11 protein-coding genes are annotated in these 16,830 nt (G+C 68.1%); 7 read left to right on the forward strand and 4 right to left on the reverse strand.

Features of this window, described 5'->3' with window-relative positions; translation table 11 throughout:
- From AB0I12_RS16905 to AB0I12_RS16920, 4 genes are read right to left on the reverse strand one after another with little or no spacing between them, the layout of a single operon-like run.
- Positions 1–2,751 (reverse strand): hypothetical protein, encoded by a 2,751-nt coding sequence (locus tag AB0I12_RS16905; protein ID WP_359930056.1) that lies wholly within the window; start codon positions 2,749–2,751, stop codon positions 1–3.
- Positions 2,748–5,171, reverse strand: coding sequence for a glycoside hydrolase family 95 protein (locus tag AB0I12_RS16910; RefSeq protein ID WP_359930058.1), 2,424 nt, complete (start codon positions 5,169–5,171; stop codon positions 2,748–2,750). The genes AB0I12_RS16905 and AB0I12_RS16910 overlap by 4 nt, the downstream gene beginning before the upstream one ends.
- Entirely contained in the window at positions 5,168–6,064 is an 897-nt protein-coding gene (locus tag AB0I12_RS16915; RefSeq protein WP_359930060.1) for an amidohydrolase family protein, read from the reverse strand. Before AB0I12_RS16915 ends, AB0I12_RS16910 begins: the two co-directional genes overlap by 4 nt.
- On the reverse strand, positions 6,057–7,172 hold the full coding sequence (locus tag AB0I12_RS16920; RefSeq protein WP_359930062.1) for an FCD domain-containing protein: 1,116 nt from the start codon (positions 7,170–7,172) through the stop codon (positions 6,057–6,059). The genes AB0I12_RS16915 and AB0I12_RS16920 overlap by 8 nt, the downstream gene beginning before the upstream one ends.
- 177 nt (positions 7,173–7,349) lie before the next feature.
- Here AB0I12_RS16920 and AB0I12_RS16925 point away from each other — a divergent pair, with 177 nt between their 5' ends.
- The 7 genes from AB0I12_RS16925 to AB0I12_RS16955 are packed head-to-tail and all read left to right on the forward strand — an operon-like array spanning position 7,350 to position 16,830.
- Positions 7,350–8,627: an extracellular solute-binding protein gene (locus AB0I12_RS16925; RefSeq protein WP_359930064.1), complete on the forward strand. Its 1,278-nt coding sequence runs from the start codon at positions 7,350–7,352 to the stop codon at positions 8,625–8,627.
- Entirely contained in the window at positions 8,624–9,493 is an 870-nt protein-coding gene (locus tag AB0I12_RS16930) for a sugar ABC transporter permease (RefSeq protein WP_359930066.1), read from the forward strand. Before AB0I12_RS16925 ends, AB0I12_RS16930 begins: the two co-directional genes overlap by 4 nt.
- Positions 9,490–10,368, forward strand: a complete 879-nt coding sequence (locus AB0I12_RS16935) for a carbohydrate ABC transporter permease (protein ID WP_359930068.1) — start codon at positions 9,490–9,492, stop codon at positions 10,366–10,368. Before AB0I12_RS16930 ends, AB0I12_RS16935 begins: the two co-directional genes overlap by 4 nt.
- Positions 10,365–12,293, forward strand: coding sequence for a hypothetical protein (locus AB0I12_RS16940; protein WP_359930070.1), 1,929 nt, complete (start codon positions 10,365–10,367; stop codon positions 12,291–12,293). The genes AB0I12_RS16935 and AB0I12_RS16940 overlap by 4 nt, the downstream gene beginning before the upstream one ends.
- A 19-nt stretch (positions 12,294–12,312) precedes the next feature.
- Positions 12,313–13,107, forward strand: a complete 795-nt coding sequence (locus AB0I12_RS16945) for a hypothetical protein (protein WP_359930072.1) — start codon at positions 12,313–12,315, stop codon at positions 13,105–13,107.
- A gap of 29 nt (positions 13,108–13,136) precedes the next feature.
- Entirely contained in the window at positions 13,137–14,996 is a 1,860-nt protein-coding gene (locus AB0I12_RS16950) for a right-handed parallel beta-helix repeat-containing protein (RefSeq protein WP_359930074.1), read from the forward strand.
- 7 nt (positions 14,997–15,003) lie between these two features.
- The gene (locus tag AB0I12_RS16955; protein WP_359930076.1) at positions 15,004–16,830 is read left to right on the forward strand and encodes a right-handed parallel beta-helix repeat-containing protein; all 1,827 of its coding nucleotides are present in this window, start codon (positions 15,004–15,006) and stop codon (positions 16,828–16,830) included.

The raw sequence follows: 16,830 nt of genomic DNA on the forward strand, positions 1-16,830 counted from the left end.
CTAGCGTGGTACCACGAACGTGACGTAGGTGGAATTGCCCTTGCCGGCCACCCCGGAGTTCGGTCCGAGGGTCAGCTGTCCGGCGGGTACGTCGCGTTTGAAGAGGATCAGGCGCTGGTCGGTGGTGCCGACGGTCTCGCCGGTGCGATTGAAATCGGACAGCCACGCCGGCCACCACACGTTCTCGCCGCGTGGATCGAAGGCGACGTAGACCGTGGCCGGACGGGTCAGGTTGAGCTTCAGGTAGTCCGGCGGTGTGGTCGCCTTGGAGTCGTCGTTGGCACCCTGGACCAACGCCTGCCCGTTCAACTGACCGGGCAGTTCACTGACCGTGTAGCTGCGGTCGACATAGATCGGTGCGCCGACCTGCGCCTTCACCAGGTTGGACAGCTTCTCCGGCGCCACCACGGACACCAGGTCGCTCGCCAACGGCGGCTCACTCTTCTTGATGCCCAGCACCCGGTTCCCCACGGTCTTGACCGCGGTTGCCGGCTGACCGGTCAAGGGCGCATAGGTGAACGACGAGAGCGGCACGTCGACACGCTCCACCGTGTACGTCGCGTGCGGGAGGACCGCGACCGACAGAACCTCAGCCGAGCCGGCACCGACAACGACCCGCCCCTGAGCGTCGAGCACCCGAACCTTCTGACCCGGCCACGGGTTGCGCACCTTCAGCGTTTCCCGGCTGCCGGCCTGGATACCGACCACCGTCGGTACGCCGTCGTGCACTTCGGTGCTGATCCGGTGCCCGCCCTCGATCTGCACGGACCCCGCGACGTCCCAGTCCCGCGGCCACGCCGGGGCGACGTGCACGACACCGTCGTACGACTGGACCAAGGCTTCCTGCAGGCCGGTGCTCAGGACACCGCCCCACTCGTTGTAGAAGCTGTGGTTGCGGACCGCCTCCTGGCCGGTGCGGTGGACGGTGAAACCGTTCGGGTAGATCTGGAAGTCGGCGATGCCCTTCAGCAGCATCCGTTTCACCTCGTCCGGCAGACCGAGTCGCGCGGCCCAGGTCGCGTCCATACCCCAGTCCTTGTCCTGCGGGTACACGCGCTGCCGGTACGTCGCCTGCATCACCTCGGACGTCTCGTCGAACACGCCCCACGGCCAGAGCGCCTCCATCTCCGGGTTCTGCGTGTTGTGGGCCGCCTCGTCGGTACCGGACCACGCCAGCACCTGCTCGCCGTTGCGTTCGACGGTCCGGAACGGCGGGAGCTTGCCCACCGCGTCCCGCAACTGCGCGGCCAGCGCGGTGTCCCCACGTGTCTGTGCCAGGTCGGCGACGAGCGGGAAGATCACCCGCATCGCGGCCAGGTCCGGCACCGGGTCAGTGGTGTCCCACTGCACCTCCAGCGCGTTCACATGCTCCAGATGCAGGTAGCCGTCCGCACCGGGCGTCATGGCCGACAGGTAGAACCGCGCCACGTCCCGCATCAGCGGATAGCTGCGGTCCAGCAAGGCCTTGTTGCCGGTGTACCGGTACTGCTGCCAGATGTTGTTCACCAGCTCAGGACCACTGGTCAGGATCCTCCGCGTCCAGCTGGGCTCCTGTGTGTTGTCACAGCCGTCACCGGTGCCGTCGTACCGCATGAACTCCGGCAGACAGAGCCCCTCGCCGCCGATCCAGTGCGTCCGCGTCCACTCGCGCATCAGCTCGGCACGGTCCAGGTAGAACTTGAAGTACGGCGAGTTGAGCTCGCCGACGCCGGCGCCGAGGTTCGCGGAGACCAGCATCCGCAGGTTGAAGTGCCAGTACGAGTCCTGTGCCCAGTCGGCCTGGTCTCCGGACGACGAGAACATCCGGACGACAGCGCCGTGCGTGCTCGGTACGTCGCCGCGCATCGATGCGGCCATGGTGTACAGCTGCAGCGTCCGCAGGTTCTCGACGTACTCACCGGAACCGTCGGCCGACGTGATCCGCATCGGCGCCGCCTTCTCCCAGAAGGCGTGCCACCAGTCGAGGTGATGACTGGGCGTCTCGACCACTGCCCGCCTGGCGGCGGCGCGCAGTTCACCACCGCGGTACGACGGTACGCCGACCACGAGCCGGAAGCTGCCGTCCGCCCGAGGACGGAACGTCAGCCGCACCGTCAGCGGGTCGACCACCGACGCGGTGACACCCTGGGCCTGTGCGGTCAGCGCGGCGACCGCACCGGTGATGCTGCCGGACGCCTCGTCGTGGAACGTCTCCGCCAGCGCGGCGATCCCGTTCGCGGCGCTGACCGCCGGCGTACGACCGGCCCACAACTTCAGGTCGGCGGTCTGTGGACGCGACGGATCCGCGCCCGTGACTTCCAGAACGAATTGATCCGCGTCGGCACGCACGTAGGACCGTGCGGTCATTCCACCGCCGCTCTGCACGACCTGGCCGTCGTACAGCGACAGCCGGCCGCTGTAGTCGTCAGCACGCATCAGCGAGTCCAGCCCCGGTACGACGAGGCGCCCGGCGGACTTGAGGTCCGGGAACGTGTCCACGCGGTTGAGCTGAGCGCTGTACCCCTTCTCGGCCCAGACCGAGGCGCCGAGCACACCATTTCCAAGCGGCATCGCCTGGTAGTAACGCCAGGCAGGGCCCTCTTGGACGAGGTCTGAGCGCGATACCAAGCCAGCTGTATCGCCCTGCAGCGCACCGTCGTGCCAGGCGGTCGTCTGCTGCTCAGTGGGCGTAGCACTGGCAACTGGCAGCGAGGTGGCGCCGACACTGAGCAGGGCGACCAGCAACGGCATCGTCAGTCGCAGGGCGTTCATGCGCGCACCTCCACGAAGTAGTCGATGCCGGCGCGGGTGCGGAACTCGACCACGCCGTCCTCCGGCCTGGCGAACGCGACCGGTCCGGCGGACGACTTCACGTCCACCGGAGCGCCGGTCCGCAGCCGCAGCCGGTTGCCGAGCAGCGACCGGATCTTCGCCTTGACCAACTTCCCGCCGGACCAGGAGAACTCCAGGTCGAAGCCGCCGCGGGCGCGCATCCCCCGGACGCTCCCGGTCGGGAACGCCGTCGGCAGACACGGCAGCAGCGCGACCTCACCGGAGTGGCTCTGCATGATCATCTCGGTGAGGCCGGAGACGCCGCCGAAGTTTCCGTCGATCTGGAACGGCGGGTGCAGGTCGAACATGTTCGGTGCGGTCCGGCCGGGGCCCAGCAGCTGCGTGAGGTGCTTGTACGCGTTGTCCGGCTCGAGCAGTCGCGCGCGCAGGTTCAGTTTCCACGCCAGCGACCACCCGGCGGTGACGGCCGGCCCGCGGAGCTCCAGCGACTTGCGCGCCGCATCGGCGAGCTCCGGCGTCCGGCGGGGTGTCACCTGGTCGCTCGGGAACACGGCCCACAGGTGTGAGACATGTCGACTCGTCTCCAGAGCGGCCTCCTCCCAGGCGATCAGCCACTCCTGGATCTGGCCGAGGTACCCGATCTGGATCGGCGCCAGCTTCGACCGTGCTTCCGCTGCGGCTGCGGCCAGCGTGCTGTCGACGCCCAGCACCGCGGTCGCCTGCCCGAACACCTTGAACAGGTCGTGCAGGATCTCGGTGTCCATCGTCGGCCCGGCGCACATGCTCACGCCGACGTTGTCGTAGTCGTGGTGCTTGAGCTCGGGCGAGTGCGACGGGCTGGTCACCAGCCAGCCTGTCTTCGCGTCGGTCTGCAGCTGGTCGAGGAAGAACTCCACCGAGCCGCGCAGGACCGGGTAGTACTTCCGCAGCATCTCCAGGTCGCCGGTGTACTCGTACCGCTCCCAGAACAGCAGCGACAGCCACGCACCGCCGGTCGGCCAGACACCGTAGTACGCGAAGTCCACCGGTGCGGTCCCGCGCCAGCCGTCGGTGTTGTGGTGCGCGACCCAGCCCGGGGCGTCGTACATGGCGGCCGCCGTCCGCGCGCCGGACTCCGACAGCTCACCGATCATCTGGAACAGCGGGTCCCAGCACTCCGCGAGGTTGGCCGGGCCGGCCGGCCAGTAGTTCATCTCGCAGTTGATGTTCAGGGTGAACTTGGACTGCCACTCGGGCAGCATCTTGTAGCTCCAGATGCCCTGTAGGTTCGCGGGCTGACCCGGCGTGCGGGAGCTGGAGATCAGCAGGTACCGGCCGAACTGGTAGTACAGCGCGGCCAGTTGCGGGTCGCCGCCGTTGCGGAACGCGATGATGCGCTGGTCGGTCGGCAGGGCGATCGAGTCCGACGTACCGAGGTCCAGATCGAGGCGGCCGAACAGGCGCTGGTAGTCGTCCACGTGTGCGTGCCGGAGTGCGCCGTACGCCGGTCGGCCGATCGCCGTCAGCGGCGCGGCGGCGCGTGCGACTTGGTCAGCGCCGACATCGAGGTAGTTGCGGTAGCTGGTGCCGACCGAGAACAGCAGCGTGACCTCGTCCGCGCCGGCGACCGAGAGCTTGCCGTCAGCAACCGTCGTGGTGCCGCCGTCGGCGAAGGCGCGGAGCAGCGCGCAGAACTTGACCGATCCTTTCAGACCTTCGGCGTCGCCGCTGATGCCGTGGAGCGCCAGCGTGCGCTCGTCGTACGCCGCGGGTGTCGCCGCCTGCTCGGTGGTGTACGTCGCGTCGAAGGTGAGCGCACCGCGCTGGTTCGCGGTCAGCTTCATCACCAGCACCTGCGCGGGATGGCTGACGAACACCTCCCGGGTGTAGCGCACGCCCGCGTGCTCGTAGCTGACCGACGTGATCCCCGTGGTCAGATCGAGCTCCCGCCGGTACGTCGTGACCGCGGTCGCGTCGATGCCCGGGAAGGCCAGCGAGAGGTAGCCGACCGGCTGGTACTGCATCTGCTCGGTCGGGCGACCCATGAAGTGCTGGTCGGCGAGGTTCTGCGCGTCGAGGTACTTCTCCTCGGCGATCAGCCGGCGGATCTCGGGCAGCACCTCCTTGCCGACCGGGTCGTCGTACTGGTGCGGGCCGCCGGCCCAGATCGAGTCCTCGTTGAGCTGCAGCGTCTCGGTAGCGGTCCCGCCGTACACCATGGCGCCGAGCCGACCGTTGCCAATGGCAAGTGCTTGGAGCCACTCGGTGGCGGGCTGGGTGTACCAGAGCTTGAGGGGGTTGGTGTCGCTGCCGGTTGTCGCGGCTGCGGACAGGGGATGGGTGAGTGAGCCGGCGACGACTGCGGTGCCGGCCGCGGCACCGGCGGTCTTGAGGACCTGGCGCCGGGTGTATTCGGTCATGGGGCGGTCTCCCTGGGGCGGTAGATGCGCTGGGCGGTGCCACGGAACACGTCGTTGTGCGTGGCGGGTGGCAGCAGTGCGGTGGTACGGCGGATCACCTCGGCGCGGGGGGCGGCCAGCGTGCACACGGGCCAGTCCGAGCCGAACAGCAACCGTTCACTGCCGAAGAGTTCGAGGGCGACGTCGACCAGTGCGCGGAGGTCGTCGGTCGCGAGGTGGGCGGTTCCGGAGAGCTTGACGGTGACGTTCGGGCACTCGGCGAGTGCCTGCATTCCGGTGCGCCACGCGGGGGTGGCGGTCGTCGGGTTGCCGAGGTGGTCGAGGACCAGGCGGGCGTCCGGTACGGCGGTGGCGAGCCGAGCGGCGCCGATCAGGGCAGAGGGGCGGATCAGGAGATCGATGGCAAGGCCGGCGTCGGCGGCGGCCCGCACTCCGCGCACGTGCGCGGGAGCTGTCAGAAGGTCGGGATCGCTCTGGTCCTGCGGCGGACTACGCACCCCCACTAGCCGTGGGTCGTCAGGCAACCGGTCCGGAAAGTCCAACAGGTCGAACCACCCCACCACCCCAACCACACTCGGGTTCTCGCGCGCCGCCGCCAGCAGGTCGCCGACCTCACCCGGATCGGCATCCGCCTGCACCAGCACAACGCCCCAGCCGCCAGCCATTTCAGTGGTTAACCCGCGCGGGTGTCCCTTCACCTCTCGCATCCGGGTGGGTAAAGGGGCACCCGTGCGGGTTAACCCCTCAAACGGCCCGGGGGCGGGCGCGCGGGCGGCGGTGGATGGGGTAATGAAGGCGGTCAGCGCGAAGTCGCGGCGGAGGGGGTGGCCTTCCGGGAGCCAGGGGAGGGCGCGCCGGGCGAGGTCCCACACATGCACATGGGCGTCAATCATGGTGGCCGGCTGGTCTGGTGATGGAGCTTTCGCCGCGGGCGTGGGCGGCGAAGAGGCGGGCGGAGTCTTCGGGGTCGGTGCCGTTGAGGACCTCGATCAGGTCGAGGTGGCGGCGGGCCATCAGGCCCCAGTCGCCGGCGTACATCGCGTTCGAGACCACCTGCAGGCTCCACAGGGCCGGCTCGAGCGTCCGCCACACGCGGAGCAGCATCGAGTTACCGCTGGTCGCCAGCACCTGCCGGTGGAACCGCAGGTCGGCCTCGCGGAACGCGCCGATGTCGTGGTGACCGGCGGCCTCGATCATCCGCTGCACCTCGATCCGGAGCAGGTCCAGCTCCTCCGGCGGCACATGCCCGGTCGCCCGCCGCGCCGCCGCGGACTCCAGCAGCACCCGGACTTCGCGCGCCTCCCGAGCCTCGACCTGCGAGATCTCGGTGACGAAGTTGCCCAGCCGCGGCCGGTACGTGACGAGCCCTTCGTGCGCCAACCGCCGTACGGCTTCCCGGGCCGGGGTCTGGCTGGTCCCGAGCACCCGCGCGATCTCGGACTCGACGACCCGCATCCCGGGCGCGAGCTCGCCGGACAGTATCCAGCCGCGGATCGCCTCGTACACCCGGTCGGACAGCAACTCAGGGTCACTGGAGACCGGCGGAGCGGGACGACCCGCGCCCAGGACGATTCCAGCACCGGAGCGATAGTGCTGGACCTCCTCCCGGCGGCGCCGCGCGACCGTCGACTGCGAGACGCCGTACGCCGCCGCCAGTTCGCGCGTCGAGGGCCGATGTCCGGAATCGGCCATCGATGTTGCCGCGACAGCGCCCAGCTGCACCCGGTCGACCATCCGCGGCCGTCCGCTGCGCATCCCGTCGTCGAGGCCGGCCATGCCCATCCGGAGGAAGCGGCGGCGCCACTTGCCGACCGTGCCGGGGGTGACCTCGAGCAGGTCCGCGACCGCCTTGTTCGACCGTCCCTCGGCGCTGGCCAGCACGATCCTGGCGCGCAGCCGCATGGCGTCGGTGGTCCGCGGCGCGGCGGCGAGCTGGCTGAGCGCGGTCCGCTCGGCCACCGACAGGGTCAGCGGCGACTTCGGTCTTCCGGCATCGGGCATGGCTGCATGGTGACCCCGTTCACAGTGTTCTGCCAACCCTATATGGCGCGGACTTCTGACTCATAGCGTCCACTTTGTCGCGTAAACGTTGACACTTCGGCGCGGCGCTCTGCATCGTCACTCGATAACGACGCCCGGCCGCCCCCGACGCCGGGACGATCTGGAGAGGACCCGGAAATGGCTCGTTCGGCACGCAAACCAGGGCGCAAGCTCGGCCTGCTGACATCCGTTGTGATCCTGGTGGGCGCGGCGGGCTGCGGTGGCGGCTTCAGCGACGACAAGGGTGCTGCTGGTGACAGCACCGGCGAAGTCCGGATGCTGGTCAACATCACCCCCAACCTCACCAAGAGCTACTGGGAGGGGCTGGTCAAGCCCTTCGAGGACGCCAACCCGGGCGTCGACGTGAAGATCGAGGCGCCGACCGGGTCGGGTGTGAAGGACACGCTGCCGCAGTTGCTCGCGGCCGGCAACGCGCCGGATGTCGTCGAGACGCTGATGGCCGACAAGGTGCTGGCGCCGCAGATGCTCGATCTGACCGACCAGGCCTGGACCAAGGACACGCCGCTGGTGGAGCAGGCCTCGCTGGACGGCAAGGTGTACACGGTCGGCGTCGGCCAGCAGGCGCAGTCGCTGGTGTTCTACAACAAGGACGCCTTCGCCAAGGCCGGCATCAGCGCGCCGCCGAAGGACCTGGACGAGCTGACTGCCGCGATGGGCAAGCTGAAGGCCGCCGGCTACCTGCCGCTGCAGACGGCCGGCGACTACGTGACCGGCTTGCAGTTGCTGCAGCTCAGTGACCCGTCGATCGCGACCAAGCACCCGGACTGGTACCAGCAGATCAACTCCAAGCAGGCCAAGGTCGGCGAGACCATGCTGCCGCTGCTGGAGCGCTACCAGTCGTGGATCAGGAACGGGTACGTCGACAAGAACGCGCTGGGTCTGAAGGACGTCGGCGCACAGACCAACTTCCTGTCCGGCAAGGCCGGTATGTATGTCATGGGCAGCTGGTTCGTCCGGACCGCCGACGACGCGAAGCCCACGTTCGACCTGGGTGTGTTCGCGGCGCCCACCGAGAAGGGGCAGCCGTCGCCCGGCCCGCAGGGTGTCACGATGGCCGCGCCGTACATGGTGCTGAAGTCGACCAAGCAGCGCGACCTCTCGGTGAAGCTGGTGCAGTGGCTGGTCACCGACAAGACCGCTGTCCAGAGCCAGCTCGCGCAGGACGGCAACTTCCGCAAGGGCTACACCGAGAAGCTGTCGCCGCTCGGCAAGCAGGTGCAGGACATCCTCGACCAGGCGCCGAAGCAGGTCGCCCAGGGTGAGGGGTACGGCGCGAACACGCTGCCGCAGGGCTTCAACGGCGAATGGAACAAGGCGGTCCAGAGCCTCTACACGGGGAAGAGCGCGAAGGACGTCGCCGCCCGCATCGACAGCTGGATGGGCTCGAAATCGTGAGAGCCCGTCTGACCACCCTCAGTATGGTCGGCCCCGCCCTGGCGCTGTTCGTCGTCATGCTGGTCGTCCCGGTCGGTCTGTCGCTCTACCTCAGCCTGACCGACTGGGACGGGTACAGCGCGAACCCGGCGTTCGTCGGCCTCAAGAACTACGTCAACCTGACGCACAGCGCTGAAGCGATCAGGGCCGGCTGGGTGACGCTGCTGATCGCTGCTGTCGGCACTGTCCTGCTCAGCGTGTTCGGCCTCGGGTTCGCGCTGCTGGTGAACGGTGCCTCCCGGCTGAACGCGTTCTTCCGCATCGTGCTGTTTTACCCGCACGTGCTGAGCGCACTGGTCGTCGGCTTCCTGTGGAGCGCCGTGCTCGGTACGTCGGGTGTCGTGAACGGCTGGCTTACCTCGAAGGGTGCTGAGGTCCTACCGTTCCTGTCTGACCCGAAATGGGCTCTTGCGAGTCTTATCGCCGTACTGGTCTGGGCTGGGTTCGGTGTGAACGTCGTGCTCTACCTAGCCGGTCTGCAGACGGTGTCGAAGGACCTGCTCGAGGCTGCCCGGATCGACGGTGCAACCACCAGGCAGACGTTCTTCAATGTCACGCTGCCCGCCCTGGCACCTGTCGTGACGGTGAACCTGGTGCTGTCGCTGGTCGCGCTGCTCAAGACGTACGACCTGGTGGTGTCGCTGACGGGTGGCGGCCCGGCTGGGTCCACGCAGACCGCGGCGTACCTGATCCTGTGGGACTCGTTCCACAACAACGGGCTCGGCTTCGGCTCGGCGCAGAGCGTCGTATTGATGGTCATCACGGCTGGACTCGCCCTGACCGTCGCCCGGCTGCGGGCGCGCGCTGACCAAGGGGTGCAGGCATGAGCGCGCTCCGGATGCCTCGGGTGGCCACTGTGCAGTTCAAGCCGTGGAAGACCAAGGGCTGGGGACGGGTCGCGTTCCTGGTGGTGACCAGCGTGCTGATGCTGGTGCCGATGTACCTGCTGGTCGTCAGCGCGTTCAAGTCGCAGCAGGACATCCTGGCGCACCCGTTCTCGCTGTCGCCGGACCAGCTGACCACGGAGTACCTGCAGAAGGCCGCGACGAACCCGGACTTCAACATCCTCAAGGGGTACGCCGTCACGATCCTGTTCGTGGTGTCGGTGAACGTGCTGTCCGTGGCGCTGGCCGGCCCGGTGTCGTACGTGATCGCCCGGCGCAGCGAACGCCGGTACCGGATGCTCCTGCTGCTGTTCGTCGCCGGGACGTTCATCCCCAGCCAGGTGCTGGTGATCCCGGTCGTGTACACGCTGAAGTTCCTCGGCCTGATGGGCACGATCCCCGGGTTCGTGCTGTTCGAGACCACCCTGACGCTGCCGTTCTCGATCTTCCTGTACGCCGGGTACATCATGACGATCCCGGCCAGCCTGGACGAGGCGGCCGCGGTCGACGGCGCCGGCAAGCACCGGGTCTTCTGGTCGATCGTGTTCCCGCTGATGAAACCGGCCGTGGTCACGATGGTCATCCTGAACACCTTCTCGGTGTGGAACGACTTCGTGAACCCGCAGATCATCCTCGGCCCCGGCAGCGGCCTCTACACCGTGACGACCGGTGTGTACGCCGCCGTCAGCCAGTACTCCACCGACTACACGGTGGTGTTCCCGACGCTGCTGCTCGCAGTGGCTCCGTTGCTGGTGGTCTTCGTGCTGCTCCAGCGGCACGTGATCAGCGGCCTGACCGCGGGAGCGACCAAGGGATGACCCCGAAGAATTCCACGCAGACAACGGTCCTGGCCGAGACCCCGATCGGTACGCCGCCCGCGTGGGCGATCATGCAGCGCCGGCTGTTCGACGTGATGGACGAGGGCTGGTGGCTGTTCCGGGAGCGCTATTGCCTGCCGGACGGCGGCCTGCGCTACGCGGGCCCGATGCAGAGCCGGGACGGCGCGGACGACTTCTACGAGGCGTTCGTGAACTGGCCGGTGCTCTACCAGCTGGGCGGCGCGGACGACCTGATCGACGTGTCGAAGTGGCACTGGGAAGGTGTCACCCGGCAGCTCACCGACCTGGGGTTCCTGGTCGACGAATTCGAGCGCGGGTACGACTGGTTCCACATCGGCGAGTCGATGATCTTCTTCTACTCGCTGTGTGCGGCGGATCCGACCGATGAGGTGTTCCGCGAGCGCGCGTACCGGTTCGCCGAGCTGTATCTCCCCGGTTCGCCCACCGGTAACTACGATCCCGCGACCAGGACGATCCGTGCACCGCACAACGGCGCCGGCGGTCCACGGTGGGGGATCAACGACGAGTGGCGGACGTTCGGCACCAACCAGGAGCGGATGCGTGTCTTCGGGCTCCCGCTGTCCGGTGTGCCCGGCATCTCAGGCTGGGACGACCTGAAGGACAACGCGGACCTGATGGGCGCGGAGATGATCCGCCGACTCGGTGCTGGTGACACCGCAGTCAACCTGGCCGCGACCACGCTGACCGCGAACGCCTGGCTGTACGACCACAGCGACCGGTTCGCTGACTGGACCCTGGAGTACCTGGACGCGTGGGAGGAGCGGGCCAAGGCCAACGGCGGTCTGCTGCCCGACAACGTCGGCCCGAACGGCATCGTCGGCGAACTGCACGACGGTCGCTGGTACGGCGGCAACTACGGCTGGAACTGGCCGCACGGCGTGTACAGCGTCGGCTCGGCCGCCTGCGTCGCCGCGCTGAACGGCGCCGTACTCACGGGTGACCAGAAGCGGCTGGACTTCGCCCGGCAGTTGCTCGACCACCTGTACGAGCGTGGCGTCAGCGGTGCTGTCGACGACACCGAGATGAGCATCCGCGACCGCTGGGAGGCCGAGCTCGGCGAGGACTGCGCCAACCCGACGCTGCTGATCCCGAACCGGCACAACGACGACGGCTGGTTCGACTACCAGCCGCCGCAGCTCGGACTGCCGATGTGGTTGTGGCAGGCGTCCTTCGAAGCGGGCGACCGCGAGCGGCTGGTCCAGCTGCGGGAGCGCAGCGGCTACGACTGGCGGACCGTCCGCGACTTCCGCAACAAGGAGGATGCCGGTCACGAGGCGCCCTGGCTCGCGTACCTGGCCGGCGACAACCCCGGCTACCCGGAGGCGATGCTGGGCGTCGCGCTGTCGCAGGTGCAGCGGCGGATGGACCTGATGGCCGTCGACACCGTCGACCCGGCCGAGATGAACATCCACCACTGGCAGCGGCACAACCCGGTCGCCACCGAGGCGCTGCTGCAGCTGACCACAGGTACGCCGCAACTGCTCTACAACGGCGGCCTGCTCCCGATGCGTGTCCTGTACCTGGACGCCGACCGCGGACGGCCCGGACTGCCGCCGGACGTCGCGGCGCTGGTCGACACGGTCGAGCCGGACCGCACCGGTCTGCAGCTGGTCAACCTGTCCGCGACGCAGACCCGTCGCGTGATCGTGCAGGCCGGCAGCTTCGGCACGGACCGGATCGACGAGGCGACGGTGTCCACCGCGACCGGGGGGTACCCCGGGCCGTCCCCGGCGTACACGTCGCGGCCGCCGGAGCCGGGGACGCGCACGGTCGTTGTCGGCAGCAACAGACTCGAAGTGACGATGCCGCCGGGCCGGACCATCCGGCTGGACCTGCGGCTGACCAGAAACACCTACCGCGCCGCACATCTGGCGCTTGACTGATCGAGTACCGAGGAGACATATGAGCAGCACGGAACAAGCTCCGGTGACGCCGGTCTGGGATCTGCCGGTGCGCGGCGACACCCCGCCGGCGCCGGATCCCGACCTGGTCGCGCGGCTGTCCGGGATCGGGTCGGCCACCGCCTGCGCCCGGTTGCACAACCAGGGCATCCGCCGGACCTTCGTCGACGGTCCGACCAGCATGTTTCCCGGCAGGAAGGTGGTCGGCCGCGCGCTGACCCTGCAGTTCATGCCGCAGCGTGAGGACATCGCCGACGGGCAGACCCAGGAGTACATCGAGCGCAGTACGGCGCTGTGGGCCGTACTCGACGAGATCCAGCCCGGCGACGTCCTGGTGGTCCAGGCGTACGGCAGCCACACCACGGGCTGCTTCGGCGACATGCTGGTCCGCTACTTCAAGCTCCGCGGCGGGGCCGGCATCGTCGTCGACGGCCGGATCCGCGACGTACCGCGGGTGTCGGAGCTCGACGTCCCGATCTGGTCCACCGGAGCCACCCCGCACTACGCGTCCCAGTCCGAACTGTTCCCGTGGGCGTACAACGTCCCGGTGGCGGTCGGCGGCGTCCTCACGCTGCCGGGGGACCTGGTGCTCGCCGACGACGACGGCGCCGTCGTCGTACCCCGCCGGCGTGCCGAGTCCGTCATCGCGGCGGCCGCCGAGCACGACGAGTGGGAGAAGTTCAGCCGGCGCCGCATCGACGAGGGCGCCCCGCTGCGTGACTACTACCCCCTGAACGAGAAGACCCGGCTCGAGTACGAACGCTGGCGCAGCCAGAACGGCAACGCCGGCGCCTGACCTCCCCCGAGAGAGGACCCCGCCCGAAAATGTCCAAGAGAACCAGGCGCACGACGCTCAGCGTCGGCGCCGGGGTGGTCGCGGCTGCCCTGGTGACGGTCGCCGCCATCCAATTCAACGCCCAGCCCGCCGGTGCCGTCGACTGCAACACCTTCTGGGTCGCGCCGAACGGCGACGACGCCGGCAAGGGCACCGAGAAGGAACCGTGGAAGACAGTCACCCGGGCCCGTGACGAGATCCGGAACAAGCACCTCAACGACCGGATGAACTGCGACATCACGGTCAACCTGAAGGCCGGCGACTACCCGGTCGCGTCCACCATCGACCTGAACGAGCAGGACTCCGGGAAGAACGGCCACCGCGTCGTGTACCGCAGCGTCGACGGTCCCGGCAAGGCGCAGCTGCAGGGCGCCGAGGAGATCACCGGCTGGACCCCGACGCAGAACGGCATCTACAAGGCCAAGTTCGACGCGTCCAAGCCGTTCTACACGCTCTTCGAGGACGGCAAGCGCGCGACGAACGCCCGCTACCCCAACCGGGGCAGCGACGACACCTGGTCGCCGTACATGACGTCGATCCTCTACGAAGAGGACAAGATGGACGTCCACAACTGGCTGTGGGGCAAGCCTGGTGACTGGGACCCCAGCTGGGACATGAGCCAGGCGTCGGTGACGATCTGGTCCGGTGGCTCCTGGTCGTGGTTCACCGACACCATCCCGCTGCTGGACACCAACTTCAAGAAGACCCAGACCACGCTGAAGTACTGGACGCGCTACGCGATGGTCAACAGCCGCGGCGGCTCCCGCTACTTCTTCCAGAACTCGCTGAGCTTCCTGGACCAGGCGGGGGAGTACTACGTCGACAACAAGGCTGGTGAGGTCTACTACAAGCCGCGCGCCGGGACCATGGACGGCGTCAAGGTGCTGCGGCCGACGGTGAAGACTGTGCTCAACCTGGCCGGCAAGTCGCCGCAGGACCGGCTGCACGACGTCACGTTCGACGGTCTGGGCGTTCAGTACTCCGACTTCGTCAGCTGGTACCGCAACGGCTGGGTGGCCGGTGGTGACGCCGGTGTCGAGCACAAGTACCCGGAGTACGACCGGCAGATCGAGATGCCGCGGAACCGATTCGGTGCGATCACGCTGACCAACACGAGCAACATCGACCTGATCCGGATGCACCTGTCCGATACCGGCTTCACCGGCATCTACCTGCTGTTCGCCAACGACCACACCAGGATCACCGACAGCCTGCTGGAGAACATCGGGGCCGACGGCATCAAGGTCGAGGGCGGCTGGCCGGGTGAGGGCGACCTGAGCAACCACCACACGATCTCGAACGTGTTCATCGACCACATCGGCGAGCTGGTCCCCGGCGACTCGGCCGGCGTCGAGCTGATGGACACCGGCAACAACACGATCTCGAACATCGAGGTCAAGCACGGTGCGCGCTACGGCATCAGCCTGGAGTCCCGGCCCGAGGTGAAGGACGGCGACCAGTACGCGTCCGGCAACAGCTTCAAGTACATCCGGTTGGAGCAGCTCGGCCTGGACAGCGGCGACATGGGCGCGTTCTACACCTACGGCGTCGACAACCAGGAGCCGCACCCGGTCCAGAACACGGTCGACCAGCTGGTCGTCGGAGACGTGATCCCCGACCCGTCGATGCCCGACGCGGGTGGAACGCGCGGCGTGCACATGGACGCCGGCGGCTGTGGGTTCGCCTTCAGCAACGTCGAGGTCGGTACCGTCACCGACGACAAGTACCAGTCGTACAAGTGCAACGAGGTAACGAACGCCAACTGGGTGACCGGCTTCGACGCGTCGAAGATGGAGTACGACAAGATCGGCGTACTGCCGTCCTTCCCGTACGACGTCGCGGGGCGGTGAGCTCGCGATGAAGCTGCTCGTGGGAGTAGTCGTGGGTGCCGCGCTGGCTGTGGTCGGCGCAGGCTCCGCGGTGGGAACCGCGGCGCCGACGCAGGACTGCGGCTCCAAATGGGTGTCGCCGGACGGCAACGACCAGGGCCCGGGGACCGAGCGGAAGCCGTGGAAGACCGTGGAGCACGCGCGGGACGCGCTGCGGATCACGGCGCACGCCGAGTGCACGCCGGTGGTGAACCTGAAGGCAGGGACGTACCAGGTCGACAAGACGATCACGTTCGACGACCGCGACTCCGGGGTGACCTACCGGAGCGCGGACGGGCCGGGCAAGGCGGTCTTCGAGGCGGGGCGGGAGGTGACCGGCTGGACGCCGTACAAGGACGGCATCTTCAAGGCGCCGGTCGACGTCAGCCAGCCGTTCTACAGCCTGTACGCCGAGGGCAAGCGGGCGACGACCGCCCGCTACCCGAACCGGGCGGCCGACGACAAGTGGGCGCCGTACCTGCGGTCCATCCTGTTCGACCCGACCAAGGAAGCGGTCCGCGACCAGCTCGGGTTCAACACTGGCGACATCGACCCGTCCTGGGACCTGCGGCTCGGTACGTCGTGGCCGGCGCAGGTGACGGTGTGGTCGGGCGGCTCCTGGTCGTGGTTCACCGACACCATCCCGATGCTCGACATCAACTTCACCAAGAAGCGGACCACGCTGGTCTACCCGGCGCGGTACGGCTTCATCAACTCCGGCGGTGGCTCGCGGTACTTCGTGCAGAACTCGCTGAGCCTGCTCGACCAGGCCGGTGAGTACTACCTGGACTACCCGGCCAAGACGCTGTACTACAAGCCCGCCGGCGGGACGATGGACGGCGTCAAGGTCTACCGGCCGACGCAGACCCAGGTGTTCTCGCTCGAGGGCGCGTCGCCGAACCGGCGGGTGGAGAACCTGACGCTCGACGGCCTGACGATCCAGCACACCGACTTCATGGACTGGTACCGGTACGGCTGGAACGGGACGGGCGACTCCGGGGTCAAGCACAAGTACCCGAAGTACGACACCCAGATCGAGCTGCCGCGGAACCGGTGGGGCGCGATCACGCTCACGAACACCCGCGGCGTGAAGCTCACCAGGCTGCACATCCTGCAGACCGGATTCACCGGGATCGAGCTGCTGTTCGCGAACGAGCAGACCACGGTCTCGGACAGCCTGCTCGAGCACCTCGGCAACGACGGCATCAAGATCGAGGGCGGCTGGCCCGGCGAAGGCGACGTTGCCCACGGCAACACGTTCACCAACAACTACATCCACCACATCGGTGAGCTGGTGCCCGGCGACTCGGCCGGCGTCGAGATCATGAACAGCGGCGGCAACGAAGTGAGCCACACCGTCGTCGAGCACGGCGCCCGGTACGGCATCAGCATCGAGTCCCGGCCGGAGATCCCGAACGCGGACAACTACACCGGCGGCAACACCGTCAAGTTCGTCCGGCTCTCGCACCTCGCGCAGGACAGCGGCGACACCGGTCCGTTCTACGCGTACGGCGTCCGCAACGAGCCGCCGTACACGCCGGATGCCTCCGTCTCCCAGCTGGTCATCGACGACGCGAACGCGGATCCGTCGATGCCGGACGCCAAGCCGTACGGCGTGCACATGGACTTCGGCGGCTGCGGGTTCGCGTTCTCCGACATCAAGGTCACCAACACCGAGAGCGACCCGTACCACGGGCCGTCCGCCGGACCGTGCGACACGTTCGCGAACGTCAGCTGGGAGGCCGGCTTCGACGACTCCAAGATGCAGTACGACCAGATCGGCGTGCTGCCGTCCTTCCCCTACGAGAAGCCCTAG

The organism is Kribbella sp. NPDC050459 (genome assembly GCF_040655315.1).
In the GTDB taxonomy this organism is placed as follows: Bacteria; Actinomycetota; Actinomycetes; order Propionibacteriales; family Kribbellaceae; genus Kribbella.

What these genes read in the sequence shown, in the direction of transcription:
- AB0I12_RS16920 (WP_359930062.1), bottom strand. Translation starts at nt 7,172, where the DNA reads ATGCCCGATGCCGGAAGACCGAAGTCGCCGCTGACCCTGTCGGTGGCC.
- AB0I12_RS16945 (WP_359930072.1), top strand. Translation starts at nt 12,313, where the DNA reads ATGAGCAGCACGGAACAAGCTCCGGTGACGCCGGTCTGGGATCTGCCG.
- AB0I12_RS16935 (WP_359930068.1), top strand. Translation starts at nt 9,490, where the DNA reads ATGAGCGCGCTCCGGATGCCTCGGGTGGCCACTGTGCAGTTCAAGCCG.
- AB0I12_RS16950 (WP_359930074.1), top strand. Translation starts at nt 13,137, where the DNA reads ATGTCCAAGAGAACCAGGCGCACGACGCTCAGCGTCGGCGCCGGGGTG.
- AB0I12_RS16925 (WP_359930064.1), top strand. Translation starts at nt 7,350, where the DNA reads ATGGCTCGTTCGGCACGCAAACCAGGGCGCAAGCTCGGCCTGCTGACA.
- AB0I12_RS16915 (WP_359930060.1), bottom strand. Translation starts at nt 6,064, where the DNA reads ATGATTGACGCCCATGTGCATGTGTGGGACCTCGCCCGGCGCGCCCTC.
- AB0I12_RS16940 (WP_359930070.1), top strand. Translation starts at nt 10,365, where the DNA reads ATGACCCCGAAGAATTCCACGCAGACAACGGTCCTGGCCGAGACCCCG.
- AB0I12_RS16955 (WP_359930076.1), top strand. Translation starts at nt 15,004, where the DNA reads ATGAAGCTGCTCGTGGGAGTAGTCGTGGGTGCCGCGCTGGCTGTGGTC.
- AB0I12_RS16910 (WP_359930058.1), bottom strand. Translation starts at nt 5,171, where the DNA reads ATGACCGAATACACCCGGCGCCAGGTCCTCAAGACCGCCGGTGCCGCG.
- AB0I12_RS16905 (WP_359930056.1), bottom strand. Translation starts at nt 2,751, where the DNA reads ATGAACGCCCTGCGACTGACGATGCCGTTGCTGGTCGCCCTGCTCAGT.